The organism is [Mycobacterium] fortunisiensis (assembly GCF_019050325.1).
GTDB classification, from domain to species: domain Bacteria; phylum Actinomycetota; class Actinomycetes; order Mycobacteriales; family Mycobacteriaceae; genus Mycobacterium; species Mycobacterium fortunisiensis.
The window spans coordinates 416,870-437,601 of record NZ_VOMB01000016.1; the positions used below are offsets into that span (position 1 = coordinate 416,870).

General features: G+C 68.3%; 24 protein-coding genes and 1 pseudogene. 18 read left to right on the forward strand and 7 right to left on the reverse strand.

Going from position 1 to position 20,732, the window contains the following annotated elements:
* Positions 1-45 precede the first annotated feature (45 nt).
* A complete protein-coding gene (locus tag FR943_RS12305; protein ID WP_308170551.1) occupies positions 46-528 on the reverse strand; it encodes an amino-acid N-acetyltransferase in 483 nt (160 codons plus the stop codon).
* Between the two features lie 81 nt (positions 529-609).
* Here FR943_RS12305 and pgsA point away from each other — a divergent pair, with 81 nt between their 5' ends.
* From pgsA to pspM, 5 genes are all read left to right on the forward strand, one after another.
* Positions 610-1,215 carry a CDP-diacylglycerol--glycerol-3-phosphate 3-phosphatidyltransferase gene (pgsA, locus tag FR943_RS12310; protein ID WP_217157364.1) on the forward strand — a complete coding sequence of 202 codons (606 nt, stop codon included), beginning with the start codon at positions 610-612 and terminating at the stop codon, positions 1,213-1,215.
* A complete protein-coding gene (locus tag FR943_RS12315; RefSeq protein ID WP_217157370.1) occupies positions 1,193-1,681 on the forward strand; it encodes a CinA family protein in 489 nt (162 codons plus the stop codon). Before pgsA ends, FR943_RS12315 begins: the two co-directional genes overlap by 23 nt.
* 73 nt (positions 1,682-1,754) lie before the next feature.
* Complete coding sequence (gene clgR / locus FR943_RS12320; RefSeq protein ID WP_217157372.1) at positions 1,755-2,075, forward strand: transcriptional regulator ClgR; 321 nt, start codon at positions 1,755-1,757, stop codon at positions 2,073-2,075.
* A gap of 159 nt (positions 2,076-2,234) precedes the next feature.
* Positions 2,235-3,050: a PspA/IM30 family protein gene (pspA, locus tag FR943_RS12325; RefSeq protein WP_217157374.1), complete on the forward strand. Its 816-nt coding sequence runs from the start codon at positions 2,235-2,237 to the stop codon at positions 3,048-3,050.
* Between the two features lie 20 nt (positions 3,051-3,070).
* Positions 3,071-3,901, forward strand: coding sequence for a phage shock envelope stress response protein PspM (pspM, locus tag FR943_RS12330; RefSeq protein ID WP_217157381.1), 831 nt, complete (start codon positions 3,071-3,073; stop codon positions 3,899-3,901).
* Between the two features lie 22 nt (positions 3,902-3,923).
* Here pspM and FR943_RS12335 read toward each other — a convergent pair whose 3' ends face one another.
* Positions 3,924-4,367 (reverse strand): limonene-1,2-epoxide hydrolase family protein, encoded by a 444-nt coding sequence (locus tag FR943_RS12335; protein WP_217157384.1) that lies wholly within the window; start codon positions 4,365-4,367, stop codon positions 3,924-3,926.
* A gap of 41 nt (positions 4,368-4,408) precedes the next feature.
* Here FR943_RS12335 and FR943_RS12340 point away from each other — a divergent pair, with 41 nt between their 5' ends.
* From FR943_RS12340 to recX, 6 genes and pseudogenes are all read left to right on the forward strand, one after another.
* Positions 4,409-5,581, forward strand: coding sequence for a glycosyltransferase (locus tag FR943_RS12340; RefSeq protein ID WP_217157386.1), 1,173 nt, complete (start codon positions 4,409-4,411; stop codon positions 5,579-5,581).
* Between the two features lie 9 nt (positions 5,582-5,590).
* Complete coding sequence (locus FR943_RS12345) at positions 5,591-5,785, forward strand: DUF3046 domain-containing protein (protein WP_217157388.1); 195 nt, start codon at positions 5,591-5,593, stop codon at positions 5,783-5,785.
* 61 nt (positions 5,786-5,846) lie between these two features.
* Positions 5,847-6,050: a hypothetical protein gene (locus tag FR943_RS12350; protein WP_217157390.1), complete on the forward strand. Its 204-nt coding sequence runs from the start codon at positions 5,847-5,849 to the stop codon at positions 6,048-6,050.
* Positions 6,051-6,196: 146 nt separating this feature from the next.
* Positions 6,197-7,666 (forward strand): annotated as a pseudogene (recA, locus tag FR943_RS12355) (recombinase RecA); the annotation flags it as partial.
* A 171-nt stretch (positions 7,667-7,837) separates the two neighbouring features.
* On the forward strand, positions 7,838-8,341 hold the full coding sequence (locus FR943_RS26865) for an intein-containing protein (RefSeq protein WP_372448137.1): 504 nt from the start codon (positions 7,838-7,840) through the stop codon (positions 8,339-8,341).
* Positions 8,310-8,873, forward strand: a complete 564-nt coding sequence (recX, locus tag FR943_RS12360) for a recombination regulator RecX (RefSeq protein ID WP_217157394.1) — start codon at positions 8,310-8,312, stop codon at positions 8,871-8,873. Before FR943_RS26865 ends, recX begins: the two co-directional genes overlap by 32 nt.
* Before the next feature lie 19 nt (positions 8,874-8,892).
* Here recX and FR943_RS12365 read toward each other — a convergent pair whose 3' ends face one another.
* From FR943_RS12365 to FR943_RS12380, 4 genes are read right to left on the reverse strand one after another with little or no spacing between them, the layout of a single operon-like run.
* On the reverse strand, positions 8,893-9,786 hold the full coding sequence (locus FR943_RS12365; protein ID WP_217157396.1) for an amino acid ABC transporter permease: 894 nt from the start codon (positions 9,784-9,786) through the stop codon (positions 8,893-8,895).
* Complete coding sequence (locus FR943_RS12370; protein WP_217157398.1) at positions 9,786-10,466, reverse strand: amino acid ABC transporter permease; 681 nt, start codon at positions 10,464-10,466, stop codon at positions 9,786-9,788. The genes FR943_RS12365 and FR943_RS12370 overlap by 1 nt, the downstream gene beginning before the upstream one ends.
* 21 nt (positions 10,467-10,487) lie before the next feature.
* Positions 10,488-11,300, reverse strand: a complete 813-nt coding sequence (locus tag FR943_RS12375; RefSeq protein WP_217157400.1) for a glutamate ABC transporter substrate-binding protein — start codon at positions 11,298-11,300, stop codon at positions 10,488-10,490.
* A gap of 24 nt (positions 11,301-11,324) precedes the next feature.
* Complete coding sequence (locus FR943_RS12380; RefSeq protein ID WP_217158193.1) at positions 11,325-12,053, reverse strand: amino acid ABC transporter ATP-binding protein; 729 nt, start codon at positions 12,051-12,053, stop codon at positions 11,325-11,327.
* A 158-nt stretch (positions 12,054-12,211) separates the two neighbouring features.
* On the opposite strand from FR943_RS12380, the gene miaB reads away from it, so the two are divergent.
* The gene (miaB, locus tag FR943_RS12385; RefSeq protein ID WP_217158194.1) at positions 12,212-13,759 is read left to right on the forward strand and encodes a tRNA (N6-isopentenyl adenosine(37)-C2)-methylthiotransferase MiaB; all 1,548 of its coding nucleotides are present in this window, start codon (positions 12,212-12,214) and stop codon (positions 13,757-13,759) included.
* Positions 13,747-14,352, forward strand: coding sequence for an Rv2732c family membrane protein (locus FR943_RS12390; protein ID WP_217157402.1), 606 nt, complete (start codon positions 13,747-13,749; stop codon positions 14,350-14,352). The genes miaB and FR943_RS12390 overlap by 13 nt, the downstream gene beginning before the upstream one ends.
* Before the next feature lie 22 nt (positions 14,353-14,374).
* On the opposite strand, the gene FR943_RS12395 is transcribed toward FR943_RS12390, so the two are convergent.
* Positions 14,375-15,730, reverse strand: coding sequence for a DUF349 domain-containing protein (locus FR943_RS12395; protein ID WP_217157404.1), 1,356 nt, complete (start codon positions 15,728-15,730; stop codon positions 14,375-14,377).
* Between the two features lie 163 nt (positions 15,731-15,893).
* Here FR943_RS12395 and FR943_RS12400 point away from each other — a divergent pair, with 163 nt between their 5' ends.
* From FR943_RS12400 to hflX, 5 genes are read left to right on the forward strand one after another with little or no spacing between them, the layout of a single operon-like run.
* On the forward strand, positions 15,894-16,769 hold the full coding sequence (locus FR943_RS12400; protein ID WP_217157406.1) for a DMT family transporter: 876 nt from the start codon (positions 15,894-15,896) through the stop codon (positions 16,767-16,769).
* A 10-nt stretch (positions 16,770-16,779) separates the two neighbouring features.
* Positions 16,780-17,466: a class III extradiol ring-cleavage dioxygenase family protein gene (locus FR943_RS12405; protein ID WP_217157408.1), complete on the forward strand. Its 687-nt coding sequence runs from the start codon at positions 16,780-16,782 to the stop codon at positions 17,464-17,466.
* Positions 17,463-18,371 carry a tRNA (adenosine(37)-N6)-dimethylallyltransferase MiaA gene (gene miaA / locus FR943_RS12410; protein ID WP_308170531.1) on the forward strand — a complete coding sequence of 303 codons (909 nt, stop codon included), beginning with the start codon at positions 17,463-17,465 and terminating at the stop codon, positions 18,369-18,371. Before FR943_RS12405 ends, miaA begins: the two co-directional genes overlap by 4 nt.
* 19 nt (positions 18,372-18,390) lie before the next feature.
* Positions 18,391-19,269, forward strand: coding sequence for a diaminopimelate epimerase (dapF, locus tag FR943_RS12415; protein ID WP_217158196.1), 879 nt, complete (start codon positions 18,391-18,393; stop codon positions 19,267-19,269).
* 46 nt (positions 19,270-19,315) lie between these two features.
* Entirely contained in the window at positions 19,316-20,725 is a 1,410-nt protein-coding gene (gene hflX, locus FR943_RS12420) for a GTPase HflX (protein ID WP_217157417.1), read from the forward strand.
* Positions 20,726-20,732 lie beyond the last annotated feature (7 nt).

The following is a 20,732-nucleotide window of genomic DNA, read 5'->3' on the forward strand; positions in this document are numbered from 1 at the left end:
TGTGCGAGTAGCGGCCTGCTGGAATGCCATTTCGGCGCAAAAAGGTCAGAGCGTCAACAACATTCGGGTGTTGCCCAGCGTGTTCGGTTTGACGTAGGACAGGTCGAGGAACTCGGCCACACCGGTGTCGTATGAGCGGCACATCTCCTCGTACACCTCGGCGGTCACCGGGGTGCCGTCGATCTCCTCGAAACCGTGCTTGCCGAAGAAGTCGACTTCGAAGGTCAACACGAAGATCCGGCTCAGGCGCAGCTCGCGGGCCACGTCAAGCAACTGCTCCACGAGTACATGACCGACGCCGGTGCCGCGGACCTTCGGATGCACGGCCACGGTGCGCACCTCGCCGAGATCGGCCCACAGCACGTGCAACGCGCCACACCCGACGATTTCACCGTCGAGTTCGGCCACCCAGAATTCCTGGACGGCCTCGTAGAGCGTCACCAGGTTTTTCTCCAGGAGGATCTTGCCTGCATAGACGTCGACCAGGCTTTTGATCGCCGGTACATCGGACGTGCGGGCCCGGCGCACCACGGGACGCTGGCACGGCTCGACACCACCTGGGTTCACAGGCGCAAGAGTATCCGTTTCGGCAACCGATATTCTGTTGCGGTGCCGGGCCAACCTTCTACCGATCCGGTGGTTCCGCGTGCGCGCGTGGCCAACCTCGCCAACGTGCTCACCGGGGTGCGGTTGGTACTCGTTCCGGTGTTCCTGGCTTTTCTGTTCGTCGGTGACGGCCACGAAACCGGCTGGCGGATCGCTGCTTTCGCGGTGTTCGCAGTTGCGGTGATCACCGACCATTTTGACGGGGCACTGGCCCGCAGCTACGGGATGATCACCGAATTCGGCACATTGGCCGACCCGATCGCCGACAAGGCGTTGATCGGGGCCGCGCTGATCGGCCTGTCGATGCTCGGGGACCTGCCGTGGTGGATCACGGTGGTGGTGCTGGTCCGTGAGATCGGAATCACGGTGCTGCGGTTCGCCGTGCTGCGCCACGGCGTGATCCCGGCCAGCCGCGGCGGCAAGCTCAAGACCCTGGTGCAGGCCGTGGCGATCGGGCTGTTCATCCTGCCCTTGCATGCGTGGCCGGAGGTGTGGCTCAACATCGCCTGGGTGATCATGTGGGCCGCGGTGCTGTTGACCGTGCTCACCGGCGCCGATTACGTCATCTCCGCGGTCAGGGATTCGCGTGGACGATCCGCTGCTCACTGACGGCGCCCGGGCCCTGGTCGCCGACCTGACGGTGCGTTCACAGAGCGTGGCCACCGCCGAATCGCTGACCGGCGGGCTGCTGGCGGCGACGCTGGCCGGGGTGCCGGGTGCCAGTTCCGTGCTGCAGGGCGGGCTGGTCACCTACACCGAGGACACCAAGATCTGGCTGGCCGGCGTGGCGCCGCAACTGCTCGACGCGGTGGGCCCGGTGGCCGCTCCGACTGCGCGGGCGCTCGCCGTCGGCGCGCGGCAGCGGTGCGCGGCCACCTGGGGTGTCGGCCTGACCGGCGTGGCCGGGCCGGAGCCGCACGGCGGGCACCCGGTGGGCACGGTGTTCATCGGATTGGCCGGGCCGGTCGACACCGACGTCATCGAGTTGGCGCTGTCGGGTTCGAGGTGGGACATCCGCCGCGGCGCGGTCGACGCGGCCATCGGGCGGCTACGTGCCCTGGTGGAAAACCAGTAACCGGGAACCCGACGGGGCGCCGGGGCGTTGTGCACTCAGTGGACCTGTCACAGGCCAGGCGAAGGAGGCACCCATGACGGCATTGCTGCGCGAGGTGATCGGCGACGTGTTGCGTAACGCCCGCACCGAGCAGGGGCGCACATTGCGCGAAGTGTCCGACGCGGCGCGGGTCAGCCTCGGGTACCTGTCCGAAGTGGAGCGGGGCCGCAAAGAAGCCTCCAGCGAACTGCTGAGCGCGATCTGCGATGCGCTCGACGTCCCGATGTCGCGGGTGCTCACCGATGCCGGCGAGACCATGGCCGAGCGCGAGCAGGCGCCGGCGGCCAGCGTCGCCCACATCGATGCGGCGACCAAGGTGGTCATCCCGCAGACGGTGGCGATGGCCGTCGCCTGACGGCGGCGTGCGCGACACATTTTCGGCGAAACACCCCGCGAACGCCCCCGCGGGACTGTGGCGACCTGCCCGAAACCGATAAGTTGGCATAGAGGATCACCGGTCGGCTCGACATGCCGGCCTGACCGACAAGCCCGACAGATAAGGCGGAACGAACTCATGGCCAATCCGTTCGTCAAGGCGTGGAAGTACCTGATGGCGCTGTTCAGCTCCAAGGTCGACGAATACGCCGATCCGAAGGTGCAGATCCAGCAGGCCATCGAGGACGCGCAGCGTCAGCACCAGGCGCTCACCCAGCAGGCCGCCCAGGTCATCGGCAACCAGCGGCAGTTGGAGATGCGGCTCAACCGCCAGCTCGCCGACATCGAGAAGCTGCAGGTCAACGTCCGTCAGGCGCTGACACTGGCCGATCAGGCCACGGCCTCCGGTGACGCAGCGAAGGCCACCGAGTACAACAACGCGGCCGAGGCGTTCGCGGCCCAGCTTGTCACCGCCGAGCAGAGCGTCGAGGACCTCAAGGGGCTGCACGATCAGGCGCTGCAGGCTGCCGCGCAGGCCAAGAAGGCCGTCGAACAGAACGCGATGATGCTGCAGCAGAAGATCGCCGAACGCACCAAGCTGCTCAGCCAGTTGGAGCAGGCCAAGATGCAGGAGCAGGTCAGCGCCTCGCTGCGGTCGATGAGCGAGGTGGCCGCGCCGGGCAACACCCCCAGCCTCGACGAGGTCCGCGACAAGATCGAGCGCCGCTACGCCAATGCCATCGGCCAGGCCGAGCTGGCGCAGAACTCGGTGCAGGGCCGCATGATGGAGGTCCAGCAGGCCAGTGTCCAGATGGCCGGGCATTCGCGGCTGGAGCAGATCCGCGCCTCGATGCGCGGCGATGCCCTGACCGGCGGCGACGCCTCCTCGGCCACGCCGGCCACCCCCGCCACCAACCCGGCCCCGGCCAATCCCGAAAAGCCGCTCGGCCAGTAGTGATTCGAGTGTTGTAGATCATGGCTACCAAGACCGGCCGGCCGGACACCTTCAAGTCGTTGCTGCACCATGGCGTGCAGCGCGGCATCGACACTGCGGCCGACCTGTCGGGTGCATTGACCGAGAAGCTCAGCGCCGCCGCCGATCCGCGGGCCAAGCTGCTGCGCAAGCGGCGGTGGGCGCTGCGGTTCGGGGTGTTCTTCACCCTGGCCACCGGGTTCTGGCTGTTGGTCACGGCGCTGCTGGCGTCGTGGAGCACGCCGGTCTGGGGCCTGATCATCACCGGCGCCGTGGCTGCAGGCGCGGCTTTCCCGGCGACGCTGTTCTGGCTGCGATACCGGTGGTTGCGCGCCGAGCCGCTGCCGCCGGAACGGCCTGTGGCCGGACGTCGGTTGCCGCCCTGGGGTTCTGCGGCGCGTCAGCCCATGTCGGCGTTGATGGCCTCCGAGCGCGGCATGTTCTCGCTGCTGGGCGTGTTGGAGCGGGGGCGCATGCTGCCTGCCGACGAGCTGCGGGAGCTGACCGCCGTGGCCAATCAGACGGCCCGGACGATGGCGGCCACCGCCACCGAGGTGGTCTCGATGGAACGTGCGATCAGCAGTGCCCCGCAGTCACGCCGGCACCTGGTGCCGACCATCAACGCATTCACCGCGCAGCTCAGCCAGGGTGTCCGGCAGTACAACGAAATGGTCACTGCCGCAGCGCAATTGGTATCAACGCTGAACAATGGACAGGCGGCGGCATCGCCGCTGTCGCAGCAGCGCTACCGCAACGAGCTGTCCGGGGCCACCGATCGTCTGGTGGGCTGGGCGCAGGCGTTCGACGAACTCGGGCAGCTGCGCCGCGCCTGAGCCCGCCGTCACGGCGGCGCCGCTACAGCGAGGTGCGCAGCGACGGCACCACCACGCCGGCCAGGCCGCGCAGCGTCGCCTTGAACATGTCGAGGAAGTCGAAGTAGTCCCGCCACAGGGTGATTCGGCCGTCGTGCACCTCGAAGACGCCACACACCCAGAACTGCAGGCGCAGCGGACCGAAGACCAACGCGTCGGTCCGTTCGGTCAGGACAGCAGCGCCGTCGGCGGCGATCCGGTGGATCTTCACCTCGAAGCCGGTTCGGCCCTGCATGGAGCGGAACAGTTTCATCGCGCGGCCACGCCCGTAGATGGTCGGCAGGCCGACATTCTGATAGACGAGGTTCTGCGCCAGCGCGTTCTCGGCGGTGTCGAAGTCCTGCTCCTGCAGGGCGTTGAGGAACGTCTCAACCGTCTTGACAGACGTAGCGGGGGTCTGCGTCGCGGTGGTGGATTGGTCAGACATGCCCGCAGCGTAGTGGGAAACGGCTGTGGCAAGGTAGCCCGGTGCGCGTAGCTGTGGTCGCCGGACCCGATCCCGGACATGCCTTCCCGGCCCTGGCGTTGTGCCTGAAGTTCGCCGCGGCCGGGGACACCCCGACGCTGCTGACCGGGGTGGAATGGCTCGACACCGCGCGTGCTGCGGGTATCGATGCCGTCGAGTTGGTCGGCCTCGATGCCACCGATGGGGACGACGATGCCGACGCCGGCGCCAAGATCCACCAGCGGGCCGGGCGGATGGCCCAGCTCAACGTGGCGGGACTGCGTGAACTGCGCCCTGGCCTGGTGGTCTCCGACGTGATCACGGCCTGCGGCGGGCTGGCCGCCGAGCTGATCGGGTTGCCCTGGGTGGAGCTCAGCCCGCATCCGCTGTACCTGCCGTCGAAGGGGTTGCCGCCGATCGGCAGTGGGCTGGCCCCGGGCGTCGGCATCCGGGGTCGGCTGCGGGATTCCGTCATGCGGGCGCTGACGGCCCGATCCTGGCGGGCCGGCCTGGCGCAACGGGCCGCGGTCCGGGCACAGATCGGCCTGCCTGCCCTCGACCCGGGCCCAGCGCGCCGGCTGATCGCGACCCTGCCCGCCCTGGAGGTGCCGCGCCCGGACTGGCCGGCCGAAGCGGTGCTGGTGGGGCCCCTGCACTTCGAGCCGACCGATGCGGTGCTGGCAGTGCCGCCGGGACCGGGACCGGTGGTCGTGGTGGCACCGTCCACCGCTACCACCGGGGCGCAGGGGATGGCCGAATTGGCCCTGCAGTCGCTGCGCCCGGGGGAGACGCTGCCGGCCGGTGCCCGGGTGGTGGTGTCGCGGCTGGGCGGGGCCGATGTCGAGGTGCCGCCCTGGGCGGTGGTGGGGCTGGGCCGTCAGGACGAACTCCTGTCGCACGCCGATCTGGTGATCTGTGGCGGCGGGCACGGCATGGTGTCCAAGACGCTGTTGGCCGGGGTGCCCATGGTGGTGGTGCCCGGTGGTGGGGATCAATGGGAGCTCGCCAATCGTGTTGTGCGCCAAGGCAGCGCGCAGCTGGTGCGGCCACTGTCCGGGCCGGCTCTGGCCGCGGCCGTCGGCACCGCCCTCGGCTCCTCCAGTCATCGGGCGGCCGCGCGGCGGGCCGGCGCCTCGGTGGCCGAGGTGGCAGATCCGGTACGGGTGTGCCATGACGCATTGGTCGGCGCTGGGTAGGTTGGCGGCGTGCGGCTGACGGAATTCCACGACCTGGTCGACGGCCAGTTCGGCTCGATGCGGGGCCGGTCGCTGCTCGTCGACCACATCCTCGGCGAACTCGGCGGCCGTACGGCTGCGCAGGCCATCGAGGACGGGGTGGAGCCGCGCAGTGTGTGGCGCGCGTTGTGCGCGGATTTTGACGTCCCGCGCGATCTGTGGTGAACCGCCCACCGGTGGGCTGACGGGTCTTTTCCCGGTCGCGGATTCGGCGTATACCGGAGGTATGGGTCTGGGCGACCATCCGATGCGGACACCGTTGTACGGCGTCCTGCTGGTGATCGCAGCCGTGTTGCTGTGTTGGCTGGTCGCCTCCACACTGACCGGCTGGCAGTCGGCGATCGGTTATGTGCTGGCCATCGCGGTCGGTGCGGTGGGGTTCGTGATGACGCTGCGGGATCTCGACAACTTCCCGAACTGGCGTCGCTGACGCGCCGGTGCCCGGCGTGTCCACTTGAATCGAACAGGTGTTCGTCTACTGTGGTCGTTGTTCGACCGATTTGTCGGTGCCTTGTCCTAGCGTCACGGCCAACCGATCGGAATACCGGTCAACACGACTACTTGGAGAGGCACATCATGGCGCAGCAGGCTCCTGATCGCGAAAAAGCGCTCGAACTGGCGATGGCCCAGATCGACAAGAACTTCGGTAAAGGCTCGGTGATGCGCCTCGGCGATGAGGTCCGCCAGCCGATCTCGGTGATCCCCACCGGGTCCATCTCCCTGGACGTGGCGCTCGGCATCGGCGGCCTGCCCCGCGGCCGCGTGGTCGAGATCTACGGTCCGGAATCCTCGGGTAAGACGACGGTGGCGCTGCACGCGGTGGCCAACGCCCAGGCTGCCGGCGGCATCGCGGCGTTCATCGACGCCGAGCACGCCCTGGATCCCGAATATGCCAAGAAGCTCGGGGTCGACACCGATTCACTGCTGGTCAGCCAGCCCGACACCGGTGAGCAGGCGCTGGAGATCGCCGACATGCTGGTGCGTTCGGGTGCGCTGGACATCCTGGTCATCGACTCGGTGGCGGCCCTGGTGCCCCGCGCCGAGATCGAGGGTGAGATGGGAGACAGCCACGTCGGTCTGCAGGCCCGGCTGATGAGCCAGGCGCTACGCAAGATGACCGGTGCGCTGAACAACTCGGGCACCACTGCGATCTTCATCAACCAGCTGCGCGAAAAGATCGGTGTGATGTTCGGGTGCTTCAATTACAGCACTCGAGTGCAGCTGGCCGACGGGACGACCGAGAAGATCGGCAAGATCGTCAACCAGAAGATGGACGTCGAGGTGCTGTCTTATGACCCGGTGACCGACCAGATTGTGCCCCGCAAGGTGGTCAACTGGTTCAACAACGGGCCTGCCGAGCAGTTTCTGCAGTTCACCGTCGAGAAGTCGGGCGGCAACGGCAAATCGCAGTTCGCCGCGACGTCCAACCACCTCATCCGCACTCCGGGAGGATGGTCGGAGGCCGGCGATCTCATTGCCGGCGACCGAGTGCTCGCCGCCGAGCCGCACCTGCTCAGCGATCAGCAGTTCCAAGTGGTGCTGGGCTCGTTGATGGGTGATGGAAACCTGTCGCCAAATCGGCGGGACCGCAACGGCGTTCGGTTCCGGATGGGGCACGGTGCCAAACAGGTGGACTACCTGGAGTGGAAGACCGCTCTGCTGGGCAACATCAAACACTCGACGCACGAGAACGCCAAGGGCGCGAAGTTCGTCGATTTCACCCCGCTGCCGGAGCTGGCCGAACTCCAGCGGGCGGTGTACCTGGGCGATGGCAAGAAGTTCCTTTCCGAGGAGTACCTCAAGGCGCTGACCCCGCTGGCGTTGGCCGTTTGGTACATGGACGACGGCTCCTTCTCTGTGCGGTCGAAAGGATTGCAGCAGCGCACCGAGGGTGGCAGCGGCCGCATCGAGATTTGTGTGGAGGCGATGAGCGAGGGGTCGCGGGTGCGCCTGCGTGATTATCTGCGCGACACCCACGGTTTGGATGTGCGGCTGCGCCTTTCAGGGACGGCGGGCAAGGCGATGCTGACGTTCTCGACAGCGGCATCGGCGAAGTTCCAGGAGATCGTCGCGCCCTACATGGCACCTGCCATGGAATACAAACTGCTGCCACGGTTCCGGGGTCGGAGCGGGGTTCAGTCACAGTTCGTTGAACCGACCCAGCGATTGGTCCCTGCACGGGTTCTCGATGTGCACGTGAAGCCGCACACCCGCTCTATGAATCGGTTCGACATCGAGGTTGAGGGCAACCACAACTACTTCGTGGACGGCGTCATGGTGCATAACTCGCCCGAAACAACAACGGGCGGAAAGGCTTTGAAGTTCTACGCCTCGGTCCGTCTGGATGTCCGCCGCATCGAGACGCTCAAGGACGGCACCGACGCGGTCGGTAACCGGACTCGCGTCAAGATCGTCAAGAACAAGGTCTCGCCGCCGTTCAAGCAGGCCGAGTTCGACATCTTGTACGGCCAGGGAATCAGCCGGGAGGGCTCGCTCATCGACATGGGTGTCGAGCACGGCTTCATCCGCAAGTCCGGGTCCTGGTTCACCTACGAGGGGGAGCAGCTGGGCCAGGGCAAGGAGAACGCCCGCAAGTTCCTGCTGGAGAACGTCGACGTCGCCAACGAGATCGAGAAGAAGATCAAGGAGAAGCTCGGTATCGGTGCGGTCGTGACAGCCGAGACCACTGATGACGTTCTTCCCGCCCCGGTTGACTTCTGAGCCGTCGGGTAAGCCCGAGGAAGAGCAGGCGCAGGACCCTCGTAAACGCGAGGAACAGGCCAAGAACGTCTGCCTGCGCCTGCTCACCGTGCGGGCCCGCACCCGTGCCGAGCTCACCGAGCAACTCGCCAAACGTGGATACGAAGAAGGCCTCAGCGCCCGGGTGCTCGACCGGCTCACCGACGTCGGCCTGATCGACGACGAGGACTTCGCCGAGCAGTGGGTGCGGTCCCGGCACGCCAACGCAGGAAAAGGCAAGCGCGCCTTGGCCGTCGAGCTACGCAAGAAGGGCGTCGAGGACGAGGTCATCGACGCTGCGCTGGCCGATCTGGACCCCGCGGCTGAACGGCAACGGGCCGAGCAGTTGGTCCGCGACAAGCTACGCCGTGAACGGCTCACCGACGACGACGGCGACGTCAAGGTCACCCGCCGGCTGGTGGGCATGCTGGCCCGGCGCGGCTACCACCAGTCGATGGCCTTCGACGTGGTCAAAGTCGAGCTCGCCAACGAACGTGAGCGGCGCCGGGTTTAGTTTCGATTTAGTCCCCGGTTCAGTCCCGCTGGGCGGTGAGCACTTGCGCGCCGGGAGCGCCTTCCTGCTCGACGGCTTCGGCGTCCATCGGGACCGCCCCGCGTTTGGACCGACGCAGCCGCCGTTCCAACCAGGTGGCAAACCACGACAGCGTGAAGTTCACCGCGATCATCAGCACGGCGATCACGATCAGGGCCGGCAGGTAGTTGCCGTAGGCCGATCCGATGTTGGTGCCTTGACGCACCATCTCCACGAACGTGATCTGGTACCCGATCGCGGTGTCCTTGAGGACCACCACCAGCTGGGACACCAGCACCGGCAACATCGCGGTGATCGCCTGCGGCAGCAGGATCAGCCGCATCGTCTGCCCCCACGACATGCCCAGGGAGGCAGCGGCCTCACGCTGTCCGCGCGGCAGCGAGTGCACACCGGCCCGCACGATCTCGGCGATCACGGCACCGTTGTAGAGCGTCAGACCGGTGATCACACCGGCCAGCGCGAGATGCTCGGACGGAAACGTGTTGTACAGCGCGTAGAGGAAATAGGCGAAGATCATCATGATCAGCACCGGGACTGCGCGGAAGAACTCCACGATCACCGCGCAGAGCCAGCGGACCGGCGCAATGGGTGCCAACCGCCCCACCCCGAGCGCCAAGCCCAGCACCAACGCCAACACGATCGAGATGGCTGCCGCGGTCAGCGTGCCTTCCACACCGGGCAGGACGTAGGTCCGCCACAGATCGGCGGTCAGGAACGGTTGCCACTTCTCGCTGGTGAGTTGTCCCTTGGCCGACATCCGCGAGAGCACGTAACCCAGCAGCGCCGCGGCGGCCACCACCGTCAGCACCGTCAGCACGCCGTTGCGAATCCGGGCCCGCGGGCCGGGTGCGTCGAACAGGACAGATGCGCTCATTACCTTGCCACCGCCAGTCGCTTGCCCAACCACCCGAACACCAACCCCAGCGGCAGGGTCAGGATCACGAACCCGGTCGCGAAGATGACCCCGACAGTCAACAGCGCGGCGGTGCTCTCGATCATCTCCTTCATCAACAGCGCGGCCTCAGCCACACCGATCGCCGAGGCGATCGTGGTGTTCTTCGCCAGCGCGATCAATACCGATCCGAGCGGGATGATCACCGCCCGAAAAGCCTGGGGCAGCAGGATCATCCGCAGATTCTGCCCGAAACTCAGTCCCAGGGACCGAGCCGCCTCGGCCTGCCCCAGCGGGACGGTGTTGACGCCCGACCGCACCGTCTCACAGACGAAAGATGCGGTGTAGACCGTCAACCCGAGTACGGCCAGACGAAAGTTGCTGTCGGCGATCGATGTCGGTGAATGCGGGTCCACCAGGGTGATACCCATGGTCTGGCCCACGCCGAACGAGCAGAACAGGATGATCAGCGTCAACGGCGTATTGCGGACGATGTTCACATAACCGGCGCCGAGCCAGTTCATCACCGGCGTCGGTGCCAGCCGCATGGCGGCCAGCACCGTGCCCAGGATCAGCGCACCGATCGCGGAGTACACCGTCAGCTGGATCGTGGTCCAGAAGGCCGCGAATATCTGATCGCGGTATTCGTCGAATATCCCCACGGTCGGCGCGCAGTCCCCGGCTCAGTTGCGGTCGACGGCGGGCGGTGTCGGGACGGCGATTCCGGCCGAGCCGAGGTTGCGCTCGAACGCTTCCTTCCAGGCGCCGCTGGATGCCATCTTCTCGATCGCGTCGTTGATCTTGTCGCGCATTTCGGTGTTGCCCTTTTTCAGACCGATGCCGTAGCGCTCCTCGGAGAAGGTGTCACCGACGATCTTGAAGGTGCCCGGGCTCTGCGCGGCATAACCAGCCAGAATCACCTCATCGGTGGTCACCGCGTCGATCACACCGTTCTTGAGCGCGTCGACACAGGCCGAATAGGTGTCGAACTGCTGCAGCTGCACCTTGGGGTAGGTGGTCTTGATGTTCTGCGCCGGGGTCGAACCCGACACCGAGCACAGCTTCTTGTTGTTCTCCAGCGAGGCGGCACCGGTGATGTCGTTGTTGTCGGCGCGCACCAGCAGGCTCTGGCCGGTGATCAGGTATGGCCCGGCGAAGTCGACCTTCTCCTTGCGCGCATCGGTGATCGAGTAGGTCCCCACGATGTAGTCGACCTGACCGTTCTGGATCAGCGTCTCCCGTTGCGGCGAGGGCGCTTCCTTCCACTCGATCTGGTCCTCGTCGTAACCGAGTTCCTTGGCGACGTACTTGGCCACGTCCACGTCGAATCCGGACAGCGTGCCGTCTGGCTTCTTCTGGGCCAGCCCGGGCTGGTCGTACTTGGTGCCGATGGTGATCTTGCTGCCGTCGTCACCGCCCCCACAGGCGGTCGCGGCGAAGGGCAGCGCGATGGCGAGCGCGAGGGTACCGACCAACTTGAACGGCGCGCGGGGCATGTGCGGGTTCCTTTCGAGAAAGTGTCAGTGATGGAGGATCTTGCCGAGAAAATCTTTGGCGCGGTCAGATTTCGGGTTGTCGAAGAACTCGGCGGGCGCGGAATCCTCGACGATGGCGCCGTCTGCCATGAACACCACCCGATCCGAGGCCCGGCGGGCAAAGCCCATCTCATGGGTGATGACCACCATCGTCATGCCTTCGCCGGCCAGCGAGGTCATCACCGCCAGCACTTCGTTGATCATCTCGGGATCCAGGGCGCTGGTGGGCTCGTCGAACAGCATCACCTTTGGGTTCATCGCCAACGACCGCGCGATGGCGACACGTTGCTGCTGTCCGCCGGACAGCTGGGCCGGGTACTTGTCGGCCTGGTTGCCCACCCCCACCCGCTCCAGCAGGGCCATCGCGGTCTCGGTGGCCTGGGCCTTGGATTTGCGGCGCACCTTCATCGGAGCCAGCGTGACGTTCTCCAGGATCGTCTTGTGTGCGAACAGGTTGAACGACTGGAACACCATGCCGACGTCCGACCGCAGCCGGGCCAGCTTGCGCCCTTCGGCGGGCAGTGCCTGACCGTCGATCGTGATCGTGCCGGAGTCGATGGTCTCCAGCCGGTTGATCGCGCGGCACAGCGTGGATTTGCCCGAACCCGACGGGCCCAGCACCACCACCACCTCGCCGCGGCCCACATCCAGGTTGATGTCGTTGAGCACGTGCAGGCGTCCGAAGTGTTTGTTGACCCCTGACAGTGAGATCATCGGCACGTCTGGCGGCGCCGCGGCGCTGACCTGCGGCTGCTCGCCGGGGCTTCCCATGGCAGGGAACCTTACCCAGGGAACGCCGCACCTGCCCGGATCTGATGAATCCGCCGCGCTGACGTTTTGGCCGCCTCCGTACCATTGACGTCGTGACGACGATGGTGAGCCCGGGTGCGACGGCCGAGGGTGGCGTGCGCACCTATCAGGTCCGCACCTACGGCTGCCAGATGAATGTGCATGACTCCGAGCGGCTGTCGGGACTGCTGGACGATGCCGGCTACCGGCGAGCCCCCGATGGCACCGACGCCGACATCGTGGTGTTCAACACCTGCGCGGTACGCGAGAACGCCGACAACAAGCTCTACGGCAACCTCAGCCACCTGGTGCCGCGCAAGCAGTCCGACCCGAACATGCAGATCGCCGTCGGTGGCTGCCTGGCGCAGAAGGATCGCGATTCGGTGCTGCGCCGCGCCCCGTGGGTGGATGTGGTGTTCGGTACCCACAACATCGGATCGCTGCCCACCCTGCTGGAACGGGCCCGGCACAACCGCGCCGCCCAGGTCGAGATCGTCGAGGCACTGCAGGAGTTCCCGTCCACCCTGCCCGCGACACGGGAATCCGCGTACGCGGCCTGGGTGTCGATCTCGGTGGGCTGCAACAACACCTGCACGTTCTGCATCGTGCCGTCGCTGCGCGGCAAAGAGGTCGACCGGCGACCCGGGGACATCCTGGCCGAGGTGCAGACCCTGGCCGATCAGGGTGTGCTGGAAGTCACCCTGCTGGGCCAGAATGTCAACGCCTACGGAGTGTCGTTCGCTGCGGACGAGCGCTTGCGCGAGGACCCGGCGAACTGGTCCACCCTGCCGCGCGACCGCAGTGCGTTCGCCAAGCTGCTGCGCGCCTGCGGTGACATCGACGGGTTGGAGCGGGTCCGGTTCACCTCGCCGCACCCGGCCGAGTTCACCGACGACGTGATCGAGGCGATGGCGCAGACCCCCAATGTGTGTCCGACGCTGCACATGCCGCTGCAGTCCGGTTCGGACCGCATCCTCAAGGCGATGCGCCGCTCCTACCGGTCCGACCGCTACCTGGGCATCATCGACAAGGTCCGCGCTGCGATTCCGGATGCGGCGATCACCACCGACCTCATCGTCGGCTTCCCCGGTGAGACCGAGGAGGATTTCCAGGCCACCTTGGATGTTGTCGAGAAGTCACGCTTTGCCAGTGCCTTCACGTTCCAGTACTCGATCCGGCCCGGCACCCCGGCCGCCGACATGCCCGATCAGGTGCCGAAAGCGGTTGTCAGCGAACGCTATCAGCGACTGATCGAGCTGCAGGAACGCATTTCCTGGCAGGAGAACCAGGCTCAGATCGGCCGGACGGTGGAATTGCTGGTGGCCACCGGCGAGGGCCGCAAAGACGCCAGTACCGCCCGCATGTCGGGCCGGGCCCGCGACGGCAGGCTGGTGCATTTCAGCCCCGGGGCCGACGCCGAGCAGATCCGGCCCGGCGACATCGTCACCACCACGGTGACCGGCGCCGCGCCGCACCACCTGATCGCCGACGCGCCGTTGACCGGCCACCGTCGTACCCGTGCCGGGGACGCCCACGCGGCCGGGCAGCGCCCACGCACCGGCGTGGGACTGGGGATGCCGCGGATCGGTGCGGCGGCAACCCCGCCGCCGTCAGAAGGATGTGGCTGTTGAGCAAGGAAAGCGACTTCGACCCGTTCAAGGACGACCTCGCCGCCGTCGAACGCAAGGTCACCCGGGAGTTCGACACCGGCCCCCGAGCGATGGTGGTCGCGATCCTGGTGTTCGTGGTGCTGCTGTCCTTCGTCCTGCCGCACACCGGTGCCACCAAAGGATTCGACGTCCTAGTCGGTGACGCCACCGCCGTCAACGACGGCATCTCGCTGCCCTCACGCGTGTTCACCTGGCTGGCGCTGGTGTTCTCCGTGGGGTTCTCGACGCTGGCACTGATCACCCGCCGGTGGGCGCTGGCCTGGGTGGCCCTGGCCGGTTCCGCGGTGGCCAGCGCACTGGGCATGCTTGCGGTCTGGTCGCGGCAAACCGCGGCCGGGTACCCCGGCCCCGGCATCGGCCTGATCGTCGCCTGGCTGGCGGTGATCCTGCTGACGTTCCACTGGGCCCGGGTGGTGTGGTCACGCACCGCCCTGCAACTGGCCGCCGAGGAGGACCGCCGCCGCCACGCCGCGCAGCACCAGCAGCACGGCGTGCTGGGCATGCCCGACCCCGGCGTCACCGACCCGAAACCGGACCGGCCGGACCAGATCTGACCGCGCTGCCCGGCGCTCCGGCTTATCCGCGCTTGCCCAGCGCCTCGGCCGCCGCGGTGGCCCACTGCCTCCACTGCTCGGCGTTGGCCCGCGCCTCGGCCGCGTCCTTCTCCCGACCGGCCGCCTCGGCTTTCTGGGCCTGCTTCTCGAACTGCTCGGCCCGCGCGCGGAACTGATCGGCCCGCGCCTGCGCCTCGGGGTCGACGCCGCCGGCCGGAGCGTCGCGCACCTTCTTCTCGATGGCGCGTAGCCGTCGCTCCAGATCCGCCGCGCGCTCCCGGGGCACCTTGCCGATCGCGTCCCACTTCTCGCCGATGGTGCGCAACGCCGCCCGGGCGGCGTCCAAGTCGCTGGTGTCGATCTTCTCGGCCTCGGCCAGCAGCGCTTCCTTGGCGGTGGCGTTCGCCTTGAACTCGGCGTCACGTTCGGCGTGTGCGGCGTTGCGGGCCCCGAAGAACGTGTCCTGGGCGGCCTTGAACCGGTGCCAGAGGGCGTCGTCGACGTCCTTGGCGGCGCGTCCGGCGGCCTTCCACTGGCTCAGCAGGTCGCGGAAGGCAGCGCTGGTGGGGCCCCAGTCCGTCGACCCGGACAGCTGCTCGGCCTGCTCGCAGAGCGCTTCCTTGACCTGGCGGGCGCCCACCCGGCCGCGATCCAGTTCGGCGAAGTGCGAGCCGCGGCGGCGGTTGAACATCTCACGTGCGGTCGAGTACCGCTTCCACAGCGCGTCGTCGACCTTGCGGTCGAGCCCGGTGATGGTGCGCCATTCGTCGAGGATCTCGCGAAGCCGGTCACCGGCGGCCTTCCACTGTGTGGAGTTCGCCGCCAGGTCCTCGGCCTCGACGGCGAGTGCTTCCTTGCGTGCAGTCTGAGCGGCCCGGTGCTCGTCGCGCTGGGCCCGCTCGGTGGCCGCGGCGGCGTCGGCGTGTTCCAGGATGGCCGCCAGCCGGGAGCTCAACGCGTCCACGTCGCCAAGAACGGCCGCGGTGGGCAGGCTTTCGGCCAGCGAGGCCGCTGCGGACTTGATCTTGCGGGCGTCGCCGGTACCGGTGGTGAGGCGACGTTCCAGCAACGCCACCTCGGTGTGCAGATCGTCGAAGCGCCGGCCGAAGTGGGCGAACGCCGACTCGGTGTCGCCGGCCTGCCACGACCCGATGACCCGTTCACCAGACTCGGTGATCAGCCACACCGTGCCGTCGTCATCCACCCGGCCGAAGCGGTGCGGATCGCTGCTGGGCGCCACCGCGACCACCGGGGCGACCCGGCTGGGCCGGGGGACGGGGCGGGGTGGGCCTGGCCTCGGGATGGGCCTCGGAGTGGGCTTCGGTGTGGGCCCGGAGGTGGTCGGGGGGGTCACTCCACCTGGCTCACTGGTTGTCATATCCGCTCCTCGTACTCCGCGCGGTGGTCCCGCGCATCTGCCGCGCGACGCGGCGCCCGATGCTGTCGCTTTGTCCGCTATTCAAGCAGGTCGCCCTGTGTCGTGCCCATGGCTTTAGGCTCAATGCCCCGACAAACTCGACCGGACGCCGACGGAGGTGGTGATGGAACCGACGGATCTGGCGGTCGTGGCGGCGCTCGGCGCCGCGTTGTTCATCGCCGTCGGCGACGTCATTCACCAGCATTCCGCGCAGCAGGTCACCGCCGAACCGGTCGGTCATCTGGGCCTGTTCGCCCGGCTGTTGCGGGACCGTCGCTGGTGGCTGGGCAGCCTGGTGGCCGCAGTCGGTTTCGGCCTGCAGGCGGTCGCGCTCGGGCTGGGGTCGGTGCTGCTGGTCCAGGCGTTGCTGGTGACGTCGCTGCTGTTCGCCTTGCCGATCAACGCCCGGCTGACGCACCGGCGGGTGACCCGGTGGGAATGGCTGTGGGCGGCGCTGCTGGCCGGTGCGGTCGCGGTGATCGTCAGCGTCGGCAACCCCACGGCGGGCCATGCCCGCGCCGCGCTGGAGGCCTGGACGCTGGTCATCGCGGTGCTGGGCCCGGTTCTCGTGCTGTGCCTGATCGGGTCGCGCATGTGGTCGGGGCCGGCCGGCGCGGTGCTGCTGGCGCTGGTGTCGGGAGCGCTGTGGGGCGTGTTCGCGGTGCTCACCAAGGGCGTCGTGGACCGGCTCGACGACGGACTCTGGGCGCTGTTGGCCACTCCCGAGCTGTACGTGTGGGCCGGCATCGCGGTGGCCGGCACCGCGATACAGCAGTCCGCGTTTCGTGCCGGCGCGCTCACCGCGTCCCTGCCGACGATGACGATCACCGAGCCCGTGGTGGCCGCGGTGCTGGGCGTCGTCGTGCTGGGCGAATCGATGCGACCCGGTGACGCCGGATGGCTGGTGCTGGTGGTCGCGGTGGCCGTGATGCTCGTGGCCACCGTGGCGCTGGCCCGCGGCGAAGCCGCCGACGACGAGACCGTGTCGGTGGCGCACTAAGTTTGGTGGCGTGCTGAGCGCCATCGCGATCGTCCCCGCCACTCCGGTTCTGGTGCCGGAGTTGGTGGGTGCGGCCGCGGCCGAGACGGGTGAGCTGCGCGGCGCGGTCATCGCCGCGGCGAGCGCGTTGCCGCCGCGCTGGCTGGCGATCGGGATCAGCCCTGACGACGCCGAGTTCGGCTCCGACAGCGCGGGGACGTTCGCCGGCTACGGCGTCGACGTCCCGGTGGCCCTCGGCCCCGGACCGGCCGCCGATCCGGCCGAGCTGCCGCTGTGTGCCCTGATCGCCGGCTGGATTCGGGGCCGCGCGCAACCTCAGGCCCGCGTCGACGTGCACACCTACGCCGCGTCGAACCCGGTGGGCGAGGCGCTGGACCGCGGCCGTGCGCTGCGGGCGCGGCTCGACGCATCCTCGGAGCCCGTGGGCGTGCTCGTGGTCGCCGACGGGCTCCACACGCTGGCGCCGTCGGCGCCCGGCGGCCACCTGCCCGAGTCGGTGGCCACCCAACAGGATCTCGATGACGCGCTGGCCACCGGTGACGTCGCCGCCCTGGCCGAACTGCCCGAGCCGGTTCTCGGCAGGGTGGCCTATCAGGTGTTGGCCGGCCTGGTCTGGCCCGGGCCCGGTTCGGCCCGAGAGCTCTATCGCGGCGCGCCCTACGGTGTCGGCTACTTCGTCGGTGAATGGCTGCCGTGAGCCGGCCGATTGCGATCATCGGCCCCACCGGCACCGGAAAGTCGGCTCTGGCGTTGGCGGTCGCCGAAGAAGTGGGCGGGGAGATCGTGAACGCCGACGCGATGCAGCTCTACCGCGGCATGGACATCGGCACCGCCAAGCTGCCGGTCGCCGAGCGGCGCGGCATCCCGCACCACCAGCTCGATGTCCTCGACGTCACCGAGACCGCCACGGTGGCCCGCTACCAACAGGATGCCGCCGCCGATGTCGAGGCCATCGCGGCCCGCGGTGCGGTTCCGGTGATCGTCGGCGGGTCCATGCTCTACATCCAGTCGCTGCTCGACGAATGGACTTTTCCGGCCACTGATCCGGCGGTGCGGGCCCGGTGGGAGGCCCGGCTCGCCGAGATCGGGGTGGCCGCCCTGCACGCCGAACTGACCCGGGTGGACCCGGCCGCCGGGGCGTCGATCCTGCCCACCGACGGCCGGCGCATCGTGCGGGCCCTGGAGGTCGTCGAGCTCACCGGGCAGCCGTTCGCCGCCTCGGCGCCGAGGATCGGTGCGCCCCGCTGGGATACTGTCATCATCGGATTAGATTGGGAGACAAGCCTTCTCGACCGGCGCCTGGAACAGCGTACCGACCTGATGTTCGACGACGGCCTGGTGGACGAGGTGCGTGCGTTGCTGGGCCGGGGGCTGCGCGACGGGGTCACCGCAGCCCGGGCGCTCGGCTACGCGCAGGTGCTCGCCGACCTCGACGCCGGGGGAGACGGGTCGGCGGCACGAGAACCCACGTTCATCGGCACCCGCCGCTATGTCCGCCGGCAGCGGTCCTGGTTCCGTCGCGACCACCGGGTGGTGTGGCTGGACGGGGCCGCCGACGCACTGGTGCTCGACGCGCTGCGGGCCTGGCGGCACGTATCCTGATCAGGTGATCTTCGGCTCGATCCCTTTCGCGAAGGGGCATGGCACGCAGAACGACTTCGTGGTGCTGCCCGACCTCGACGCCGCGTTGTCGCTGACCCCGGCCGCGGTGGCCGCACTGTGCGACCGCCGCCGCGGCCTGGGCGCCGACGGGATGTTGCGGGTGACGACGGCGGGCGCCGCACAGGCCGCCGGGGTGTTCGACCGGTTGCCCGACGGGGTCGCGGCCACCGACTGGTACATGGACTACCGCAACGCCGACGGGTCGATCGCGCAGATGTGCGGCAACGGCGTGCGGGTGTTCGCGCACTACCTGCGCGCCTCCGGCCTGGAATCGGCCGACGAGTTCGTGGTCGGCTCCCTGGCCGGGCCGCGTCCGGTGGTGCTGCACAGCGTCGGCGACACCACCGCCGACGTCACCGTCGAGATGGGCAAGGCCAACCGGTTCGGCACGGGCACCGCGGTGGTCGGCGGCCGCACCCTCAGCGGTATCGCCGTCGACGTGGGCAATCCGCATCTGGCCTGTGTCGGGGTCAGCGAGGACGAACTGGCCGCCCTCAACGTCGCGGCGCCGGTGTCCTTCGATGCACGGCTGTTCCCCGAGGGCGTCAACGTGGAGGTGCTGACCGCTGCAGTCGACGGGGCAGTGTCGATGCGGGTGCACGAGCGCGGCGTCGGTGAGACCCGCTCCTGCGGCACCGGCACCGTGGCGGCCACCGTGGCGGCCCTGGCACACCAGGGCGCCGACACCGGGGCCATGCGGGTGCGGATTCCCGGCGGGGAGGTCGCGGTGACGATCACCGAGTCCACCAGCTACCTGCGCGGGCCGTCGGTACTGCTGGCCCGCGGCGAGCTCTCCGAAGAGTGGTGGAACAACGTGGCCGCAGGCCATGCCTCATAAATTGGCGTGCGCGCGGCCCGATCCACGTGACACCCTGTAAGCACATATGACTCATCCAGAACATCCCGTCACCCCCAGCACCGGTGAGCTGGCCCTCGAAGACCGTGCCTCCCTGCGCCGTGTCGCGGGGCTGTCCACCGAACTCGCCGACGTCACCGAGGTCGAATACCGCCAGCTCAGGCTGGAGCGTGTGGTCCTGGTCGGGGTGTGGACCGAAGGCAGCGCCGCCGATGCCGATGCCGGCCTGGCCGAATTGGCGGCACTCGCCGAGACCGCTGGCTCGGAAGTGCTCGAAGGGCTCATCCAGCGCCGCGACAAGCCCGATCCGTCCACCTACATCGGCTCGGGCAAGGCGGCCGAGCTGCGCGAGATCGTGTTGGCCACCGGCGCCGACACGGTGATCTGTGACGGCGAGCTGTCGCCCGCACAGCTCAACTCGCTGGAGAAAGTGGTCAAGGTCAAGGTGATCGACCGCACCGCGCTGATCCTGGACATCTTCGCCCAGCACGCCACCAGCCGGGAGGGCAAGGCGCAGGTGTCGCTGGCCCAGATGGAGTACATGCTGCCCCGGCTGCGCGGCTGGGGCGAGTCGATGTCCCGTCAGGCCGGCGGCCGTGCCGGTGGCGCCGGCGGTGGCGTGGGCACCCGCGGGCCCGGCGAGACGAAGATCGAAACCGACCGCAGACGCATCCGCGAGCGGATGGCCAAGCTGCGCCGCGAAATTCGCGACATGAAGAAGATTCGCGACACCCAGCGCAGCCGGCGGTTGTCCTCAGATGCCGCCTCGGTGGCCATCGTCGGCTACACCAACGCCGGCAAATCCAGCCTGCTCAACGCACTGACCGGGGCCGGGGTGCTGGTGGAGAACGCCCTGTTCGCCACACTCGAACCCACCACGCGCCGTGGCGAACTCGACGACGGCCGGCCGTTCGTCCTGACCGATACCGTCGGCTTTGTCCGGCACCTGCCCACTCAGCTGGTCGAGGCGTTCCGGTCCACCCTGGAAGAGGTGGTAGACGCCGATCTCCTGGTGCATGTGGTGGACGGCTCCGACGCCCATCCGTTGGCTCAGATCAACGCGGTCCGCCAGGTGATCAACGAGGTGGTCGCCGAATACGACATCGCCCCGCCACCGGAGTTGTTGGTGGTCAACAAGATCGACGCGGCCACCGATCTCGGGCTGGCCTCGTTGCGACGCGCCCTGCCCGACGCGGTGTTCGTCTCGGCGCGCACCGGTGACGGGCTGGACCGGCTGCGGGCCAAGATGGGCGAGATGATCCCGCCCACCGACGCCACGGTGGACGTGACGATCCCCTACGAGCGTGGGGACCTGGTGGCGCGGGTGCACGCCGAGGGCCGGGTGGACGCCACCGAACACACTGCCGACGGCACGCGGATCAAGGCGCGGGTGCCGCTGGCGCTGGCAGCGAGCCTGAGCGAGTTCGCCACGTTCTGAGTGCCGA